This window comes from Stenotrophomonas sp. GD03777 (assembly GCF_029842485.1).
Classification (GTDB): Bacteria; Pseudomonadota; Gammaproteobacteria; order Xanthomonadales; family Xanthomonadaceae; genus Stenotrophomonas; species Stenotrophomonas sepilia.
Genome location: NZ_JAOCGL010000091.1, coordinates 1 through 16861 on the forward strand (window position 1 = coordinate 1; position 16861 = coordinate 16861).

Consider the following 16861-nt stretch of genomic DNA (forward strand, 5'->3'; position numbering starts at 1 on the left):
ATGGCCGGCGTAGCCGACGACCGCGGTCGCCGCCAGCGCGCCGGGCGCCTGATCCTGGCGGTCGAGGACGATGCCACGTTCGCCGAAGCACTGGTGGCGCTGGCCCATGAACTGGACTTCGACTGCGTGGTAGCGGGCACGGCGGAAGAGGCGCTGGCCCTGGCCAGTGAACTGCGCCCGAACGGCATCCTGCTCGATATCGGCCTGCCGGACGTGTCGGGCCTGAGCGTGCTGGAACGCCTGAAGCGCAACCCGGACACCCGCCACATCCCGGTGCATGTGGTCTCGGCCACGGACCGCAGCCAGGTGGCGCGCGAGCTGGGCGCGATCGGTTTCGCGATCAAGCCGACCACGCGCGAGCGGCTGGTGACGGCGATCGAACAGCTGGAACAGACCAGCCAGCGCGACATGCGGCGGCTGCTGATCGTGGAAGACGACAACGAGCTGCGCCACAACCTGGAACTGTTGCTGGGCCGCGACCAGCTGCAGATCGTCGCTGTAGGCACCCTGGCCAGCGCACTGGAACAGCTCAGTACGGTCACGTTCGACTGCATGGTGATGGACCTGTCGCTGCCCGACGGGAGCGGCTACGACCTGCTCGAGCACATGGCCGGCAACGACGATGTCGGTTTCCCGCCGGTGATCGTCTATACCGGCCGCGCACTCAGTCGCGAGGAAGAGCAGCGCCTGCGCCGCTATTCCAAGAGCATCATCATCAAGGGCGCACGTTCGCCCGAGCGCCTGCTGGACGAGGTGACCCTGTTCCTGCACAGCGTGGAGGCCAGCCTGCCCAGCGACCAGCAGCGCCTGCTGCGCGAGGCCCGCCGTCGCGACACCGTGCTCGACGGTCGGACGGTGCTGCTGGCCGAGGACGACGTGCGCAACATCTTCGCACTGTCCAGCGTGCTCGAACCCCTCGGCGTCACGCTGGAGATCGCGCGCAATGGCCAGGAAGCGGTGGATCGGCTGGCCGAGCGCGAGGTCGACCTGGTGCTGATGGACATCATGATGCCGGAGAAGGATGGCCTTGCTGCGATGCGCGAAATCCGCGCGCAGCGCCACCTGCAGGACCTGCCGATCATCGCGCTGACCGCCAAGGCCATGCCGGACGACCGTGAGCGCTGCCTGCAGGCCGGCGCCAACGACTACATCGCCAAACCCATCGACGTCGACAAGCTGGTCTCGCTGTGCCGGGTCTGGTGCTCGCGGCAATGAACGAGCAGGCCCTGTTCGACCTGGAGCTGAAGGTGCTGCTGGAAGCGCTTTACCAGCGCTACCACTACGATTTCCGCAGTTATGCGGTGTCGTCGCTGCGCCGGCGGATCCGCCAGGCCATGCAGCGCTATGAGTGCGAGCGGCTGGCCGACCTGCAGCACCGCCTGCTGCACGAGCCGGACCTGTTCGCGCAAGCGATGCAGTTCTTCACCGTGCAGGTCTCGGAGATGTTCCGTGACCCGGCCTATTTCCGCGAGCTGCGCGAGCAGGTGGTGCCGGTGCTGCGCACCTACCCGTCGGTGAAGCTGTGGGTGGCCGGTTGCAGTACCGGCGAGGAAGTGTGGTCGCTGGCGATCCTGTTGCACGAGGAAGGCCTGCTGGAGCGCAGCATCGTCTACGCCACCGACATCAATCCGGCAGCCCTGGCCACCGCCGAGGCCGGCGCCTATGGCATCGACCGAATGGCCCAGTTCAGCCGGAACTACCTGGCGGCCGGTGGCACCGCCTCGCTGTCCGACTACTACGCCACGGCCTACGATGGCGCGGTGTTCGATCGCCAGCTGCGCCGCAACGTGGTGTTCGCTGACCACAGCCTGGCCACCGACACCGTGTTCTCCGAGGTGCACCTAGTGTCGTGCCGCAATGTGCTGATCTATTTCAACCGCGATCTGCAGGACCGCGCGGTAGGCCTGTTCCGTGAAGCGCTGGTGCATCGCGGCTTCCTTGGCCTGGGCAGCAAGGAGTCGCTGCAGTTCGGGCGCCACCACGGCGCGTTCGAGACCTGCTCGCGGGAGCATCGCCTGTACCGGAAGGTTGCCTGATGGCACCGCCGACACGACCGGCGGTGCTGGTGATCGGGGCCTCGGCGGGTGGGGTCGCGGCGCTGCAGGCGGTGCTCGGCGCGCTGCCTGCGGCTCTGCCGGCGCCGGTGCTGGCCGTGCTGCACCTTCCGCGCGATCGCAGCAGCCGCATCGCCGAAGTGCTGGCGCCGTACTGTGCGCTGCCGGTGCGCGAGGCCGAAGACAAGCAGCCGCTGCAGCCTGGCACGGTGACCTTTGCGCCACCGGACTATCACCTGCTGGTGGAAGACGCCGGTTCGCTGGCGTTGTCGGTGGACGCGCCGGTGCTGTTTTCGCGCCCGGCCATCGATCCATTGTTCGAGTCGGCTGCGGCCGTGTTCGGCGCGCAGGTGCTGGCCCTGCTGCTGACCGGTGCCAGCAGCGATGGTAGTGAAGGGGTGGCCGCGGTGCGCGCCGCCGGCGGCCGCGCCTGGCTGCAATGTCCCGAGGAGGCTGAGGCATCGATGATGCCGGCCTCCGCCCTGCAGCACGCCGGCGCCGATGCCGTGCTGCCCCTCGAACTGATGTGCCGTCGCCTGAAGGAGCTGTTTGCATGAACCTGTTGCCGCCGGACCCTGCGCAGTCGCAGACCCCGGTCAACCTGCTGATCGTCGATGACGTGCCGCAGAACCTGGTGGCCATGCAGGCGCTGCTGCAGCGCGAAGGCGTGAACCTGCTGCTGGCGGGCTCTGGCGCGCAGGCGCTGGAACTGCTGCTCGAGCATGAGGTGGCGCTTGCCCTGCTGGACGTGCACATGCCGGAGATCGATGGCTTCACCCTGGCCGAGCTGATGCGCGGATCACACCGCAGCCGGGATGTGCCGATCATCTTCCTGACCGCCTCGCCGGACGACCCGCTGCGCGCGTTCAAGGGCTACGAAACCGGCGCGGTCGACTTCCTGCACAAGCCGGTGGCGCCGCAGGTGATCCTGAGCAAGGTCAATGTCTTCATCGAGCTGTACCAGCAGCGGCAGCTGCTGAAGGCGCGCAACGAGGCGCTGGAGCGCTCGCTCAAGCTCAACGAGACGATGGCGGCGGTGCTCACCCATGATCTGCGCACGCCGCTGTCGGCGATCCTGCTGTGTGCCGACAAGCTGGCGCTGGAGCTTCCTGCGGGCAATGACGGCGCGCAGCAGACCCTGAAGCACCTGGAAGCCAGCACGCTGCGCATGGCGCGCATGGTCGAGCAGCTGCTGGACTTTTCGCGGATCCGCAGCGGCGGGCTGCGCCTGCAGGCCAGCGCCTGTGATCTTGCCGAGGTCACGCGTGCGGTGGTGGCCGAAGCGGGCAGCGCCCACGGCCACGCACGGGTGCATCTGGATATGCTGGGCGATACCCGCCTGCAGGGTGATCTGGATCGGCTGGGACAGGTTGCCGCCAACCTGATCGGCAATGCGCTCACCCATGGCGGTGAGGCGAGGGTGGAGGTGGACGGCCGTGATCCGCGCAGCGTGCTGCTGCGGGTGAGCAACGCGGGACGGATCGACGACGCGCTGCTGCCGCGCCTGTTCGAGCCGTTCAAGGCCAGCTTCCATCCCAGCAATGGCCTGGGGTTGGGCCTGTATATCGTCGATCAGTTCGTGCGCGCGCACGGCGGGCACATCGCAGCGCGCAATGAAGCCGGTCAGGTGGTGTTCGAAGCCCGGTTGCCGAGGCGCACAGAGGGGCTGCCGGCGGCCGCTACCTGAATTCTTCAGGGAACACCTGCGGGCACCGAGACGGACTCGTCCGCAGCTGCTACCGTGGGTGTACATCTTGTCAAGGAAGCGCCATGCCACTGCGTGCCATCGCCTACGTCAGCCAGGCGCTGCCGGATCTTTCCGCTGAACGGCTGCGGGCGCTGGTCGATGATGCAGCCCGTTTCAACAAGATGGCGGGCGTGACCGGTGTGCTGCTGCATGACGGCGGGCGATTCCTGCAGTACATCGAAGGGCCGCCGGATGGTATCGATTCGGTGTACGAACGGATCCTGCAGGCCGGTAGCCATATCGACATCATCGAACTGGCGCGTGGCCGCCTTGGCCAGCGCCAGTTTCCGTACTGGTCGATGCGCGCGTTGCCGGTGGAGGAGGCGCTGCTGCGGCAACTGTCTTCCAGCGACTGGTCAGGTTTCACCCGCGCGTTGCATGGTGACCTGTCGGCGCCGACCCCGGTGGATCTGCTCGATCAGGTCGTGCAACCGGTGCTGCACGCAGGTTGAACCTGCGTGGAAGGTTCAGCGCGCTGCACTTCCGCAGTACGCCGCGTGCAACGCCTGCAATACGCCCAGCGCCGGCCCTTCCACTACCCGGTAGTGGATCGACTGCGCTTCGCGCCGGGTCGAGACGATGCCAAGTCCGCGCAGCACCGCCAGATGCTGGGACAGCGCTGATGCGCTGAGCCCGGTCAGTGCCTGCAGTTCCGGTACTGGCGCCTCGCCTTCGACCAGCCGGCACAGCACGCGCAGCCGTGCAGGATGGGCCAGGCTTTTGAGCAGCGCCGCGGCCTGGGCGGCATGCTCGGCCATCGCGGCACTGTCGAGCTCGATTCGGGCCATGGTTGACCTTTTGCTTTAGAAGACGCTAATTTAGAAAAAGCTAATTCAAAAGGCAAGCGAATGAACGCGACAACTGGAGGCAGGTCATGACCGTGCCGTGGGCCGCCGTCGCGGGGGGCGCGTTGATCGGTGCGGCGGCGGTGGTCTTGCTGGCAACCACGGGCCGGGTAGCCGGCATCAGCGGCATCGCCGCTGGCAGCGTGCGCGCAACGCCCGGCGATCGAGGCTGGCGCTGGGCATTCCTGCTCGGCCTGCTTGCCGCTGCAGGGGGTGTGCTGTGCTGGCAGGCCGTGCCAGATCAAGCGCCCCGCGACCTGTTGCGTGACGCCTTGCCGGCGTGGCAGCTGGTTGGCGCCGGCCTGCTGGTCGGATTCGGTACGCGGTTGGGCAACGGCTGCACCAGTGGTCATGGAGTGTGCGGCATGGCCCGCGGCTCAATGCGGTCGCTGCTGGCGGTGCTGGTATTCATGGCCTGCGCAATGCTGACTACATTCCTGATCCGTCATGGCGGGGGCTTCGCATGAGCCGCATGATGGTGGCCGCCGGCGCGGCAGGGGCGCTGTTCGGCGCGGGCCTGGCGCTGGCCGGCATGACCGATCCGCGCCGCATCCTCGGTTTCCTCGACATCGCCGGCGATTTCGATCCCACCTTGGCCTGGGTGCTGGCCTCGGCACTGCTGGTCAGCGCGGTCGGCCAGCGCTGGGTGCTGCGGCGCCCGCGGCCGTCATGCGCAACGCGCTTCCAACTGCCCGCTGCGCGCGGTGTCGATGTACGCCTGGTGCTGGGCGCGGCATTGTTCGGAATGGGTTGGGGTTGGGCAGGCTATTGCCCGGGCCCTGCCATCGCCGGGCTGGCGGTGGGATCGCGCGAAGCGCTTTGGTTCGTGCCGGCCATGCTTGCAGGTTTCTGGCTGCACGATCGCCTGGTTCGCCGGGGCTTCACCGCTGTGTCACCCTGAATCGGGTCATATCCACGGATCACGGGGAAAGGAGCGCAACGACATGGCACGGATGAAGTGGAAGGAAAGGGCACTGCTGGCGGTCGCGCTGGCCGCCGCAGTGGCACCCGCGCTGGCCTGCACGCGCGCGGTCTACCTGGGCGACAACGGTGATGTGATCACCGCGCGCTCGATGGACTGGAAGGTCGATGTGGCGACCAACCTCTACGTGCTGCCGCGCGGCATCGCGCGCACTGGCCAGGCCGGGCCGAAGTCGCTGGCCTGGACGGCGCGCTACGGCTCGGTGGTGGCCACCGGCTATGACGTATCGACCACCGATGGCATGAACGAGAAGGGCCTAGTGGCCAACCTGCTGTGGCTGGTCGAATCGGAGTATCCGAAGCAGCGCGGCAACAAGCCGGGCCTGGCCATCTCACTATGGGCGCAGTATGTGCTGGACAACTTCGCCACCGTCGACGAGGCGGTCGCGGCGCTGCAGCGCGAGCCGTACTCGATCGTCACCGACAAGGTGCCGGGCGAAGACCGCCAGGCCACGCTGCACCTGTCGCTGTCAGATGCCAGTGGCGACAGTGCCATCGTCGAATACATCGGCGGTCGCCAGGTGATCCACCATGACCGGCGCTACCAGGTGATGACCAATTCACCGATCTTCGAGCAGCAGCTGGCACTCAACAGCTACTGGCAGCAGATCGGCGGCACGGTGATGCTGCCGGGTACCAACCGCTCAGCCGACCGTTTCGCGCGCGCCTCGTTCTACATCAACGCCATTCCCAAGTCCGAAGACCCGGTGGTGGCGCTGGCCAGCGTGTTCAGCGTGATCCGCAATACGTCGGTGCCCTACGGCATTACCACGCCGGGCGAGCCGAACATCTCCTCCACGCGCTGGCGTACCGTCGCCGACCACAAGCGGCGCTTGTACTTCTTCGAATCGGCATTGACCCCGAACACGTTCTGGGTCGACCTCAACAAGGTGGATTTCGGCGGCAAGGTGCTCAAGCTCGATCTCGGTCCGGACCAGCGCAATACCTTTTCCGGCGACGCGCTGGGCCACTTCGTGCCCAGCGCACCGTTCGCGTTCCTCGGCGTCGACGGTTAGTTCGACGCCTGGCTGGAAGCCGGATAGACCGCCTGGATCGTGCAGCCGCCGCGGGTGTACTGCGGCAGCGGCGCCAGCGCGTCGTTGCGCAGGTCACCATTCTCGAATCCGGCGGTGAGGATGCGATCGCCCGGATTGCCACAGATCAGGCCGTTCTGCATGCCGGAGTGGAAGCTCAGCTGTGGCGCACGGTCGAGCTGGCGGCAGTGGCTGCCAAGCTCCACGCGATAGTAGCGGTGCCCCCCATTGCGATGCGGATTGGTCTCCACCAGCATGCCCTGCGGGTCGGACGACCACGCGCGCACGTTGCGCGTGGCAAAGCAGTACGACGGCGAACCACCGAAACTGCGGCGGATGTCCCTGCGCTCGCGGATGGTCAGAGCGGGCAGGGTGGCCATGCGCAGGCGGTCGCTGTCGCGGGCCACGCTGGCGTAGTCGCGATCCTGCACGGGGGTCACCGCGCTGATCGCGCAGCTGCGGCCATCGACCACCACACGCTCGCTGGGGCGACCGCAGGCCCAGCCGGCGGGTGCTTCAAGTTTCAGCGTGGTGGCACCGCGGACGCCGGGGCACTCTTCGCTGAAGTCGATCCGATAGGCCTGGCCCGAGGCGGCTCGCAGAGCGATTGAACGCGATGAAGCCTGCTCCACTTCCTGGACGCCGACCGCGTCCATGCAGTGCGGGGCCGGTGGCGTACGTTCCTGCGCGGAGGCCGAGGCGGTGAGCGCCAGGCCGAGGCTGGTGGCAAGCACCAGGGACAGCTGCTGATGGGTCATGACCTGCACTCCCTGCGTTGGATGACGGATCGACTATAGCAGCGGTTTGCACGGCCGTTGTTACACGCGCACACTGCCCGGATGGGCGCCATCTTCCATCTGCGGCACTACGGGCAGGCCACCGGCCTGGACCGCCATGACTACGCGCAGTGGGTGCTGCCGCTGCAGGGGGAACTGCAGTTCGAGATGGAAGGGCGCGGCGGCCGGCTGGACCTGCTGCAGGGGGCATTTGTCGCCGCCGGCGAAGCACATGACCAGATGGCGGACGGCCCCAATGGTTTCGTGATCGTTGATTGTCCTCCAGGCGTGCTGGATGACGGCACGCAGGAGCATCTGTGCCGCCAGCGCTGGCTGCATCTGCCGCTGGCGTTGCGGCAGCGCCTGGCCGCCGTGCAGGCAGGGCAGCCGATGCCGGCGTTGCTGCCGCAGTTGCTGCAGGTATTTGCACCGGCGGGCAGTGGCGCGCGCATGCAGGGCCTGTGCGCGGCGGTGCAGGCCGATCCCGGCCGGGCCTGGCCGGTTGCCCGGATGGCCGGAGTTGTCGGTGTCAGCGAGAGCCGGTTGCACACATTGTTCCAGCGCGAGTTCGGGCTGAGCCCGCAGGCCTGGCTCAGCGCGTGCCGCTTGCGTTGGGCCAAGCATCAGCTGCGCACCACTGCCGCGCCGATCAGCGATATCGCACTGGCCGCAGGCTATTCCGAACAGAGTGCACTGACCCGTGCGCTGCGCCGCGAATGTGGCCAGACCCCCGCTGCGTGGCGCAGGGGGCCGGCTGATCTGTAGAGCCGAGCCCACGCTCGGTTGCCCTTATCTGCACAACGGTGAATCGCAGCCGAGCATTGGCTCGGCTCTACAGAGGTGACAAGGCAGCAGCTTGGGTCAAGAGCGCCCAGCGGCCAGCGCTTACACTGCGCGGCCCGTTCCATCCGCCCGGACAATCCGAATGCGCAACAACCCGATGGCCGTGGGCATCGCCAATGGCGTGGCCGCTGGCGCACTGTGGGGCGTGGTCTTTCTCGCGCCTGCCGTGCTTCAGTCGTTCAATGCGTTGCAACTGTCCGCCGGCCGCTACCTGGTCTATGGCCTGATGGCAGTCGCCCTGCTGCTGCCGCGATGGAAGCGGCTGGCACCGCGGCTGGGCCGTGCCGAATGGATCGGCCTGCTGTGGCTGAGCCTGGCAGGCAACCTGGTGTATTTCCTGCTGCTGGCGACCGCCGTGCAGTGGGCCGGTGGCGCTGCAGCATCGCTGATCGTCGGCCTGATTCCGGTGGTGGTCACCCTCGTTGGCGTGCGCGAGCAGGGCGCTGTACCACTGAAACAGCTGCTGCCGGCACTGGGGCTGTGCGTGCTGGGGGTCGCCCTGGTGGGGTGGGAAGCGCTGATGTCCGAGCACCTGGCCACCCCGTGGCGGCAGCGCCTGATCGGGCTGCTGTGCGCGTTCGGTGCGCTGTTCTCGTGGGCGCTGTATTCGATCGGCAACAGCCGCTGGCTGGCGCGCAGGCCGGACCTGTCCAGCCATGACTGGTCGCTGCTGACCGGCGTCACCACCGGCGGCCTGGCCCTGCTGCTGGTGCCGATGGCCTTCATCGGGCACACCGGCAGCCATACGGCGGCGCAATGGAGCGGGTTCTGGGCGATCAGCGCCGGCGTGGCAGTGGTGGCCTCGATCCTCGGCAACGCATTCTGGAACCGTGCCAGCCGCCTGCTGCCACTGACCCTGACTGGCCAGATGATCGTGTTCGAGACCCTGTTCGCGCTGCTGTACGCCTTTGCATGGCAGCAGCGCTGGCCCTCGCTGCTGGAAGCGCTGGCAATCGTGTTCCTGGTGGCTGGCGTGATGCTGTGCGCGCATGCGCATCGCACACCACGGGCGATTGCCGAACATGCCGGCTGAATGCAGTCGTCAAGCGTGCTGATGCCGGCTTTGTCTCAGTTGCAACCAAATGTCGGCACGTTGGCCGATGATCGCTGCATCGGTTTTTTGCATCGCAGCACTTGACAGCGGCAGGGCGCACGGTGTTTTCTGTGCGCCATGGTCCTTGATGCCGCCCACGCCAGCCTGATCGCCCCCGCCATTGCGGGCCGTTCGACTGCGCCGGTCGCGACCATCACCACCATTACCACCACCACCGTCACCACTGCCCTGGTGCGGCCCGTCGTCTTCGTGTAACTCCCGAAAACCACGGCCCCGCACCCTACAGGTGGCGGGGAAACTCGACACCTGCATGCGACGGGGCCTCCTACCGAGGTCTGCATGTCTTCCCACGCTCCCGCTCATTCCGTTGCCCCGGCCGACCTGGCTGCCCCGTTCACCGTCGTGCACAAGTTCGGCGGCACCTCGGTGGCCGATGCCGAACGCTATCGCCATGTGGGCGGCCTGCTGCTGGCCCGTCCTGAATCGCTGCAGGTCACTGTCGTCTCGGCGATGAAGGGCGTCACCGACGCGCTGATCGAACTGGCCCAGCTGGCGGCCAAGGGCGATCAAGGCTGGCGTGAGGCCTGGCATGCCCTGCGCGCACGCCATCGCGGCGCTGCCGTGGCGCTGCTGGGCGAGCAGGTGGGCGAGACGGTCGAATGGATCGACGCCCGCTTCGATCAGTTGGCCGAAGTGCTGGCCGCGCTGGCGGTGATCGGCGAGCTGCCGCGCGAGGTGCTGGACCGTGTGCAGGGCTTGGGCGAAGTGTTTTCCGCACAGCTGCTCGGCACGCATCTGCGCGCGCTGGGCGAAGACTGCGCGGTACTCGACGCGCGCGATGTGCTGGTGGTCGGGCATGGCGAACTCGGCGTGGATGTCGACTGGGAAGCCAGTGCCGACCGCCTGGCCAAGTGGCGCCTGCAGCATCCGCAGTCGCGCCTGGTTGCCACCGGATTCGTCGCACGCGATCGCGATGACCGCATCACCACCCTCGGCCGCAACGGCAGCGACTATTCCGGTGCGATCTTTGCCGCGCTGTTCAACGCTGACGAGCTGCACATCTGGACCGATGTCGATGGCGTGCTGTCGGCGGACCCACGGCTGGTGCCCGAGGCGGTGCAGCTGGAAGCGCTGAGCTACGACGAGGCCTGCGAACTGGCGTACTTCGGCGCCAAGGTGGTGCACCCGCAGACGATGTCGCCGGCGATCCGCCTCGGCCTGCCGATCTTCATCCGCAATACGTTCCAGCCGGCGCATCCGGGGACGCGGATCAGCGCCGAGCGCTCGCCGCGCGGGCCGGTGAAGGGCCTGACCCTGAGTCCCGGGCTGGCCCTGCTGAACCTGGAAGGCACCGGCCTGATCGGCGTGCCGGGTACCGCCGAGCGCGTGTTTGCCGCGCTGCGCCAGGCGCAGGTGTCGGTGGTGATGATCTCGCAGGGTTCCTCGGAACATTCAATCTGCTGCGTGGTGCGTGCTGCCGAAGCCGGCCGTGGCCGTGATGCACTGCTGCACGCATTTGCGCACGAGTTGTCAGTGGGACAGGTGCAGCGCGTGCAGGTCAGTGAGGGCGTCAGCGTACTGGCCGCGGTCGGTGACGGCATGGCCGGGCAGCCAGGTGTGGCGGCGCGCCTGTTCGAGGCACTGGGGCGTGCGCAGGTGAACATCCTGGCGATCGCGCAGGGCTCGTCCGAGCGCAACATCTCGGTCGCCGTGGATAGTGCCGATGCCACCCGTGCGCTGCGCGCGGCGCATGCAGGCTTCTGGCTGTCGCCGCAGACCTTCGCGGTCGGTGTGATCGGGCCCGGCAACGTTGGCGCCGCACTGCTGGACCAGTTGCTGGCCGCGCGCCCGCAGCTGCTGGCCAAGGCCAATGTGGATCTTCGCCTGCGTGCGCTGGCCTCGCGTTCGCGCATGCGCCTGGAAGTGGACGGCCTGCACGCGGACTGGCGCGAGGCCCTGCGGGACGCGGGTGAATCCAGCGATCTTGATCGTTTCACCGAGCACCTGCTGGCTGCGCACCTGCCGCATGCGGTGGTGATCGACTGCAGTGGCAGTGCCGAGGTGGCCGAACGCTACGAGGGCTGGCTGGCGGCAGGCATCCATGTGGTCACCCCGAACAAACAGGCGGGTGCCGGGCCGCTGCCGCGCTACCAGCGCATCCGCGCCGCCGCAGCGGCCAGTGGTGCGCGCTTCCGCTACGAGGCCACGGTGGGCGCGGGCCTGCCGGTGATCACCACGCTGCGCGATCTGGTCGATACCGGTGACGAGGTGCTGACCATCGAGGGCATCTTCTCCGGCACGCTGGCCTGGCTGTTCAACCGCTTCGATGGCAGCCAGCCGTTCTCGCAGCTGGTCGCGCAGGCGCGGTCAATGGGCTATACCGAGCCGGACCCGCGCGATGATCTGTCCGGTGTGGACGTGGCACGCAAGCTGGTGATCCTTGCACGCGAGGCCGGTCACGCGCTCAGCCTGGAACAGGTACAGGTGGAAAGCCTGGTGCCGGCACTGCTGCGCGACGGCAGCGTGGATGACTTCATGGGGCGGCTGGGCGAGTCCGACGCCAGCTTGCTGCTGCGCCTGCAGGATGCGCGGGCGCGTGGCGCGGTGCTGCGCTACGTGGCACGGCTGGGCACCGACGGCGCCTCGGTGGGCCTGCAGGAACTGCCGGCCGACCATGCCTTCGCCAACCTGCGGCTGACCGACAACGTGGTGCAGTTCCGTACCCGCCGCTACTGCGACAACCCGCTGGTGGTGCAGGGACCGGGCGCTGGACCGGAAGTGACGGCGGCGGGCGTGTTCGCCGACCTGCTGCGGGTAGCCGCTGGCGAGGGAGCACGCCTGTGATCGCACGTGCATTTGCGCCCGCCTCGGTGGCCAATGTGGCGGTGGGCTTCGACATTCTGGGGCATGCCATTGCAGGCGTTGGCGATACGGTGAGCGTGCGGCGTATCGATGAGCCGGTGGTGCGCATCGAGGCGATCCGTGGCAGTGCGGTCGAACTTCCGCTGGAGGCGGCCGGAAACACGGCAGGTGCGGCGTTGATGTCGCTGCGCGCAGGGCTGGGCCTGCACTTCGGCTTCGCGGTGGAGATCGACAAGGGCATTCCATTCGGCTCCGGCATGGGGGGCTCGGCAGCCTCGTGCGTCGCTGCGCTGGTTGCTGCCAACGCATTGCTGGATGCGCCACTCGCGCGCGAGGCGCTGTACCCGTTTGCGCTGGACGGCGAGGCCGTGGCCAGTGGGGGCCGCCATGGTGACAACGTGGGGCCGCTGCTGCTCGGCGGGCTGGCGTTGTGCACGGCCGACCGCCTGCTGCCGATCCCTGTGCCAGCCAGTTGGCACAGCCTGCTGGTGCACCCGCACGCGGTGCTGGAAACCCGTCTGGCACGCCAGGCGCTGCAAGGCAGCTATGCGCTGGGTGAATTCGTGGCGCAGAGTGCGAATCTTGCGCTGGTGCTCAGCGGCTGCCATCGCAGCGACGCGGCGCTGGTCCGCGCTGGCCTGCGCGATGTGCTGGTGGAGCCGCGACGGGCGGGACTGATCGGCGGCTTCGAGGCGGCTCGTGATGCGGCGTTGTCAGCCCGTGCAATGGGCGCAGGCATCTCCGGTGCCGGCCCCAGCGTGTTCGCCTGGTTCGAAGATGCCGACCAGGCCCACGCTGCCGCGGCGCCGGTGCAGGCGGCATTCGCTGCTGCCGGCTTCGACAGCGATGCCTGGGTGTCGCCGCTGGATGCGCCCGGAGCCCGGCTGTGCTGAATCCTTCTCCCTCTTTGGATACTGAACCCATGCAATTCGTTTCGACCCGCGGCCGGTCCCCGGCCGTTGGCCTCAGTGCGGCCATCGCTGCAGGCTTGGCGCCCGATGGTGGCCTGTACGTGCCCCAGGTACTGCCGGCGCCACGTGAGCTGGAAGCCGGTGCGACCCTGGCCGATACCGCTGCAGACCTGCTGGCACCGTTCTTCGCCGGAGATGCGCTGGAGGCCGGATTACCGTCGATCTGCCGCGAGGCGTTCGACTTCCCGGTGCCGCTGCGTGCGCTCGGCGACGGTGACCACGTGCTGGAACTGTTCCATGGGCCGACGGCGGCGTTCAAGGACATTGGTGCGCGTTTCCTGGCCGGTACGCTGTCGCGGCTGCAGGCCGGCAAGGACCGTGACCTGACCATCGTCGTCGCCACCTCTGGCGATACCGGCGCCGCCGTTGCCGCGGCCTTCCATCGCCAGCCAGGCGTACGCGTGGTGGTGCTGTATCCGGATGGCCGCGTGTCACCGCGCCAGGCGCACCAGCTCGGCTGCTTTGGTGACAACATCCTGGCGCTGCGCGTGGCCGGTGCCTTCGATGACTGCCAGGCCATGGTCAAGCAGGCGCTGGCCGACCGCGAACTGCAGGCACAGGTGCCGCTGAGCTCGGCCAACAGCATCAGCCTCGGTCGCCTGCTGCCGCAGATGAGTTACTACGCACATGCGGCACTGAGCCACTACGCGTTGCATCGTCGCCGGCTCAACCTGGTGGTGCCGACCGGCAACCTGGGCAACGCAATGGCCGCAGTGCTGGCGCGCGCGCTGGGCGTGCCGATCGGGCAGATCGTGCTGGCCACCAATGCCAATGCCGTGCTGCCCGCGTACTTCAGTGGCGGCGACTACCAGCCGCAGGCCAGTGTGGCCACCGTGGCCAATGCAATGGACGTGGGTGCGCCAAGCAACTTCGAACGCCTGCGCTGGCTCTACCAGGGCGACGATGCCGAACTGCGTGCTGCCTTCCGGGCGTTTGCGGTGGATGACGTGACCATCCGGGCCACCATTGCCGCCGCGCATGCCAGCACGGGCGAGCTGTTCTGCCCGCATACGGCTACGGCGGTGAAGGTGCTGCAGGACCTGCGCGCCCGTGGTGCCAAGGGCGACTGGGCGGTGGTGGCCACCGCGCATCCGGCCAAGTTCGAGGCCGTGGTCGAGCCGTTGATCGGCGAACCTGTGGCCGTGCCGCCGGCATTGGATGCGTTGTTGCAACGGGCGGCGCACGCCGAACCGTTGGCCGCCGATTACGCGGCGTTGCGCGAGGTGTTGTTGCGTTGATCGGAGATGGATGGGATTGCCGGCCGCTGGCCGGCAATCCCAGCAACCGCAGTGCGGTCAGATCAACCCTTCACCGGCCAGCGTGCGCAGCCCGTCCTCGTCGAGGATCTCCACTACGTTCAGGTGGGGCAGGGCAATCAGCCCTTGCTGGCGCAGCTTGGTGAAGGTGCGGCTGACCGTTTCCATGGTCAGACCCAGATGGTCGGCGATGTCGCCTCGGCCCATCGGCAGCGACACGCGCAGGCCGTCGCCGCCCAGCCTGGCTTCACGCGCGGCCAGGCGCAGCAGGAAATCGGCCAGCTTCTCGGCCGGCTGCAGGCGTGCCAGCGCCAGTGCAGCGTCCTGCGCGGCATCCAGTTCCTGGCAGGCACGCTGCAGCAGCTTGCGCTCCAGGTGCGGGAAGCGGCTGCGGAGCGCCTTCATCTGTGGCAGCGCGACGCGGCAGACACGGCTGTCGGCGATGGCTTCGATGTCGTAGCGGTGATGGTCGCTGCCGCTCAGGCCCAGGTAGTCGCCGGGCAGCACGAAGCCGTTGATCTGGCGGCGGCCGTCGGCCAGGGTGCGTACCAGGCGCAGTGCGCCGGCAGTCAATGTATAGACATGGTCGCGTTCTTCACCCGTGCGGGCGAGCGTGCTGCCCATGCTGACCTGCTGCGAAACGGTGACCTGTTCCAGCGCCTGCACTTCATCGGGCGACAGCGCCGAGCACACCGCAAGGTGGCGAACCGAGCAGTGCAGGCAGTCCAGCGTGGTGCAGGACGGCGAGGCGGGATCGTTGGTGGCGGGCGGAGCGCCGGAAGGCCGTGACATGTTGCGGGGGCGTATCGCGGGCGGGGAGGGCCTTATGATACTTCAAGCGGCCGTTCGACCCTGCCCGAGGCGGGGGCGCTAGAATGTCGCCCCCTCCCACGTCCCGTTCCAGCAGGAGTTCCGCCCGTGATCAAGCCCCGTACCCCGCCCGGCACCCTTGAACTGCTGCCGCGCGAGCAGATTGCGTTCCAGCGCATGCTGGACGTGATCCGCCGCAACTACGAGCGCTTCGGGTTCCTGCCGGTGGAGACGCCGGTGTTCGAGCTGTCCGATGTGCTGCTGACCAAGTCCGGCGGCGAGACCGAGCGCCAGGTGTACTTCGTGCAGTCCACCGGTGCGCTGGCCAATGCGGCCGAATCGGGCGACCGTTCGCTGCCGGAGATGGCGCTGCGCTTCGACCTGACCGTGCCGCTGGCACGCTACGTGGCCGAGCACGAACACGAACTCACCTTCCCGTTCCGTCGCTACCAGATGCAGCGCGTTTACCGCGGCGAGCGTGCCCAGCGCGGCCGTTTCCGCGAGTTCTACCAGTGCGACATCGACGTGATCGGCAAGGACAGCCTGAGCGTTCGCTATGATGCCGAAGTGCTGGCGGTCATCCACGCCGTGTTCTCGGAGCTGCGCATCGGCGACTTCAGCATCCAGCTGAACAACCGCAAGCTCATGCGCGGCTTCTTCGAAAGCCTGGGCGTGGCCGAAGGCGAGCGCCAGCTGGCGGTGCTGCGTGAAGTGGACAAGCTGGACAAGCGCGGCGCCGATTACGTGCGCGAGACGCTGGTGGGCGAGGGCTTCAACATCCCGGGCGAGCAGGTCGAGAAGATCCTGGCCTTTGTGGCCGTGCGTTCGCAGGGCCATGCCGATGCGCTGGCGCAGCTGGCAACGCTTGAAGCCGACGCCGGTTCTTCGGAGATCCTGCGTACCGGCGTGGCCGAACTGCGCGAAGTGCTGCAGCTGGTGCAGGCGCTGGGCGTGCCGGAAACCGCGTACTGCCTGAACTTCTCCATTGCGCGCGGCCTGGACTACTACACCGGCACCGTCTACGAGACAACGTTGACCGACCACCCGCAGATCGGCTCGATCTGCTCGGGCGGCCGCTACGAAGACCTGGCCAGCCACTACAGCAAGTCCAAGTTGCCGGGCGTGGGCATTTCCATCGGCCTGTCGCGCCTGTTCTGGCAGCTGCGCGAGGCCGGCCTGATCGATGGCATCGAGGCCAGCAGCGTGCAGGCGCTGGTGGCGCTGATGGACGAGCAGGGCATGCCGCAGTCGCTGGACATCGCCCGCCGCCTGCGCGCCGGTGGCATCAATACCGAAGTGCAGATGGAGCCGAAGAAGATCGGCAAGCAGTTCCAGTACGCGGCCAAGGCGGGCATCCGCTTCGTGGTGCTGGCCGGTGAAGACGAGCTGGCGCGCGGCGTGGTGGCGGTGAAGGACCTGCTGCGCGAGCAGCAGTTCGAAGTGTCGCGCGATGAGCTGGCGAGCACCCTGCAGGTGGAGCTGGAGCAGTCGAAGGTGATGTAACGGCCGGTTGGCCGCATGCCAACACGCCACGAAAACGCCCACCACCCGGTGGGCGTTTTCGTTTCCGGGCCGCGTTCCGGGGTCAGAGCCGTTTTCCTTCAGAAAACGGATCCGACCCCTTGCTG

The 16861-nt window shown here is 67.7% G+C and carries 17 protein-coding genes and 1 pseudogene; 15 read left to right on the plus strand and 3 right to left on the minus strand.

Features of this window, described 5'->3' with window-relative positions:
- The 5 genes from N5E02_RS16360 to N5E02_RS16380 form a co-directional block, all read left to right on the plus strand.
- Positions 1–1215, plus strand: a 1215-nt coding sequence (locus N5E02_RS16360) for a response regulator (protein WP_279946499.1), incomplete at its 5' end; no start/stop codon positions are given.
- Positions 1212–2036, plus strand: a complete 825-nt coding sequence (locus tag N5E02_RS16365) for a CheR family methyltransferase (RefSeq protein ID WP_005416310.1) — start codon at positions 1212–1214, stop codon at positions 2034–2036. The genes N5E02_RS16360 and N5E02_RS16365, both read left to right, overlap by 4 nt.
- Positions 2036–2611: a chemotaxis protein CheB gene (locus N5E02_RS16370; RefSeq protein ID WP_005416311.1), complete on the plus strand. Its 576-nt coding sequence runs from the start codon at positions 2036–2038 to the stop codon at positions 2609–2611. The genes N5E02_RS16365 and N5E02_RS16370 overlap by 1 nt, the downstream gene beginning before the upstream one ends.
- A complete protein-coding gene (locus N5E02_RS16375) occupies positions 2608–3741 on the plus strand; it encodes a hybrid sensor histidine kinase/response regulator (RefSeq protein ID WP_005416312.1) in 1134 nt (377 codons plus the stop codon). The genes N5E02_RS16370 and N5E02_RS16375 overlap by 4 nt, the downstream gene beginning before the upstream one ends.
- A gap of 83 nt (positions 3742–3824) precedes the next feature.
- A complete protein-coding gene (locus N5E02_RS16380; RefSeq protein WP_005416313.1) occupies positions 3825–4253 on the plus strand; it encodes a BLUF domain-containing protein in 429 nt (142 codons plus the stop codon).
- A gap of 15 nt (positions 4254–4268) precedes the next feature.
- Here the strand turns inward: N5E02_RS16380 and N5E02_RS16385 are convergent, their stop codons facing one another.
- Positions 4269–4589: a metalloregulator ArsR/SmtB family transcription factor gene (locus tag N5E02_RS16385; RefSeq protein WP_005416314.1), complete on the minus strand. Its 321-nt coding sequence runs from the start codon at positions 4587–4589 to the stop codon at positions 4269–4271.
- An 80-nt stretch (positions 4590–4669) separates the two neighbouring features.
- Here N5E02_RS16385 and N5E02_RS16390 point away from each other — a divergent pair.
- From N5E02_RS16390 to N5E02_RS16400, 3 genes and pseudogenes are all read left to right on the plus strand, one after another.
- Positions 4670–5113: pseudogene (locus N5E02_RS16390) on the plus strand (YeeE/YedE thiosulfate transporter family protein); the annotation flags it as partial.
- Positions 5110–5547, plus strand: a complete 438-nt coding sequence (locus tag N5E02_RS16395; RefSeq protein WP_005416316.1) for a DUF6691 family protein — start codon at positions 5110–5112, stop codon at positions 5545–5547. The pseudogene N5E02_RS16390 and the gene N5E02_RS16395, both read left to right, overlap by 4 nt.
- A gap of 43 nt (positions 5548–5590) precedes the next feature.
- Entirely contained in the window at positions 5591–6643 is a 1053-nt protein-coding gene (locus N5E02_RS16400; protein ID WP_053499905.1) for a linear amide C-N hydrolase, read from the plus strand.
- Here the strand turns inward: N5E02_RS16400 and N5E02_RS16405 are convergent.
- The gene (locus N5E02_RS16405; RefSeq protein WP_005416318.1) at positions 6640–7419 is read right to left on the minus strand and encodes a DUF6491 family protein; all 780 of its coding nucleotides are present in this window, start codon (positions 7417–7419) and stop codon (positions 6640–6642) included. The genes N5E02_RS16400 and N5E02_RS16405 overlap by 4 nt on opposite strands.
- Before the next feature lie 81 nt (positions 7420–7500).
- On the opposite strand from N5E02_RS16405, the gene N5E02_RS16410 reads away from it, so the two are divergent.
- From N5E02_RS16410 to thrC, 6 genes are all read left to right on the plus strand, one after another.
- Positions 7501–8202, plus strand: coding sequence for an AraC family transcriptional regulator (locus tag N5E02_RS16410; RefSeq protein ID WP_065185003.1), 702 nt, complete (start codon positions 7501–7503; stop codon positions 8200–8202).
- Between the two features lie 160 nt (positions 8203–8362).
- Positions 8363–9313 (plus strand): DMT family transporter, encoded by a 951-nt coding sequence (locus N5E02_RS16415; protein WP_005416320.1) that lies wholly within the window; start codon positions 8363–8365, stop codon positions 9311–9313.
- A gap of 138 nt (positions 9314–9451) precedes the next feature.
- The gene (locus N5E02_RS16420) at positions 9452–9589 is read left to right on the plus strand and encodes a hypothetical protein (RefSeq protein WP_162911581.1); all 138 of its coding nucleotides are present in this window, start codon (positions 9452–9454) and stop codon (positions 9587–9589) included.
- Positions 9590–9673: 84 nt separating this feature from the next.
- Positions 9674–12178: a bifunctional aspartate kinase/homoserine dehydrogenase I gene (gene thrA / locus N5E02_RS16425; protein WP_279946500.1), complete on the plus strand. Its 2505-nt coding sequence runs from the start codon at positions 9674–9676 to the stop codon at positions 12176–12178.
- Positions 12175–13089 carry a homoserine kinase gene (locus tag N5E02_RS16430; protein ID WP_279946501.1) on the plus strand — a complete coding sequence of 305 codons (915 nt, stop codon included), beginning with the start codon at positions 12175–12177 and terminating at the stop codon, positions 13087–13089. Before thrA ends, N5E02_RS16430 begins: the two co-directional genes overlap by 4 nt.
- Before the next feature lie 29 nt (positions 13090–13118).
- Positions 13119–14405: a threonine synthase gene (gene thrC, locus N5E02_RS16435; RefSeq protein WP_279946502.1), complete on the plus strand. Its 1287-nt coding sequence runs from the start codon at positions 13119–13121 to the stop codon at positions 14403–14405.
- A 57-nt stretch (positions 14406–14462) separates the two neighbouring features.
- Here the strand turns inward: thrC and N5E02_RS16440 are convergent, their stop codons facing one another.
- Positions 14463–15215 (minus strand): helix-turn-helix domain-containing protein, encoded by a 753-nt coding sequence (locus tag N5E02_RS16440; RefSeq protein ID WP_005416324.1) that lies wholly within the window; start codon positions 15213–15215, stop codon positions 14463–14465.
- A gap of 126 nt (positions 15216–15341) precedes the next feature.
- On the opposite strand from N5E02_RS16440, the gene hisS reads away from it, so the two are divergent.
- Positions 15342–16736, plus strand: a complete 1395-nt coding sequence (gene hisS, locus N5E02_RS16445; protein ID WP_065177574.1) for a histidine--tRNA ligase — start codon at positions 15342–15344, stop codon at positions 16734–16736.
- Positions 16737–16861 lie beyond the last annotated feature (125 nt).

Bases quoted from the DNA above. Each gene is read 5' to 3' on its own strand.
- N5E02_RS16365 (WP_005416310.1), top strand. From the start codon at position 1,212: ATGAACGAGCAGGCCCTGTTCGACCTGGAGCTGAAGGTGCTGCTGGAA.
- N5E02_RS16370 (WP_005416311.1), top strand. From the start codon at position 2,036: ATGGCACCGCCGACACGACCGGCGGTGCTGGTGATCGGGGCCTCGGCG.
- N5E02_RS16375 (WP_005416312.1), top strand. From the start codon at position 2,608: ATGAACCTGTTGCCGCCGGACCCTGCGCAGTCGCAGACCCCGGTCAAC.
- N5E02_RS16380 (WP_005416313.1), top strand. From the start codon at position 3,825: ATGCCACTGCGTGCCATCGCCTACGTCAGCCAGGCGCTGCCGGATCTT.
- N5E02_RS16385 (WP_005416314.1), bottom strand. From the start codon at position 4,589: ATGGCCCGAATCGAGCTCGACAGTGCCGCGATGGCCGAGCATGCCGCC.
- N5E02_RS16395 (WP_005416316.1), top strand. From the start codon at position 5,110: ATGAGCCGCATGATGGTGGCCGCCGGCGCGGCAGGGGCGCTGTTCGGC.
- N5E02_RS16400 (WP_053499905.1), top strand. From the start codon at position 5,591: ATGGCACGGATGAAGTGGAAGGAAAGGGCACTGCTGGCGGTCGCGCTG.
- N5E02_RS16405 (WP_005416318.1), bottom strand. From the start codon at position 7,419: ATGACCCATCAGCAGCTGTCCCTGGTGCTTGCCACCAGCCTCGGCCTG.
- N5E02_RS16410 (WP_065185003.1), top strand. From the start codon at position 7,501: ATGGGCGCCATCTTCCATCTGCGGCACTACGGGCAGGCCACCGGCCTG.
- N5E02_RS16415 (WP_005416320.1), top strand. From the start codon at position 8,363: ATGCGCAACAACCCGATGGCCGTGGGCATCGCCAATGGCGTGGCCGCT.
- N5E02_RS16420 (WP_162911581.1), top strand. From the start codon at position 9,452: ATGGTCCTTGATGCCGCCCACGCCAGCCTGATCGCCCCCGCCATTGCG.
- thrA (WP_279946500.1), top strand. From the start codon at position 9,674: ATGTCTTCCCACGCTCCCGCTCATTCCGTTGCCCCGGCCGACCTGGCT.
- thrC (WP_279946502.1), top strand. From the start codon at position 13,119: ATGCAATTCGTTTCGACCCGCGGCCGGTCCCCGGCCGTTGGCCTCAGT.
- N5E02_RS16440 (WP_005416324.1), bottom strand. From the start codon at position 15,215: ATGTCACGGCCTTCCGGCGCTCCGCCCGCCACCAACGATCCCGCCTCG.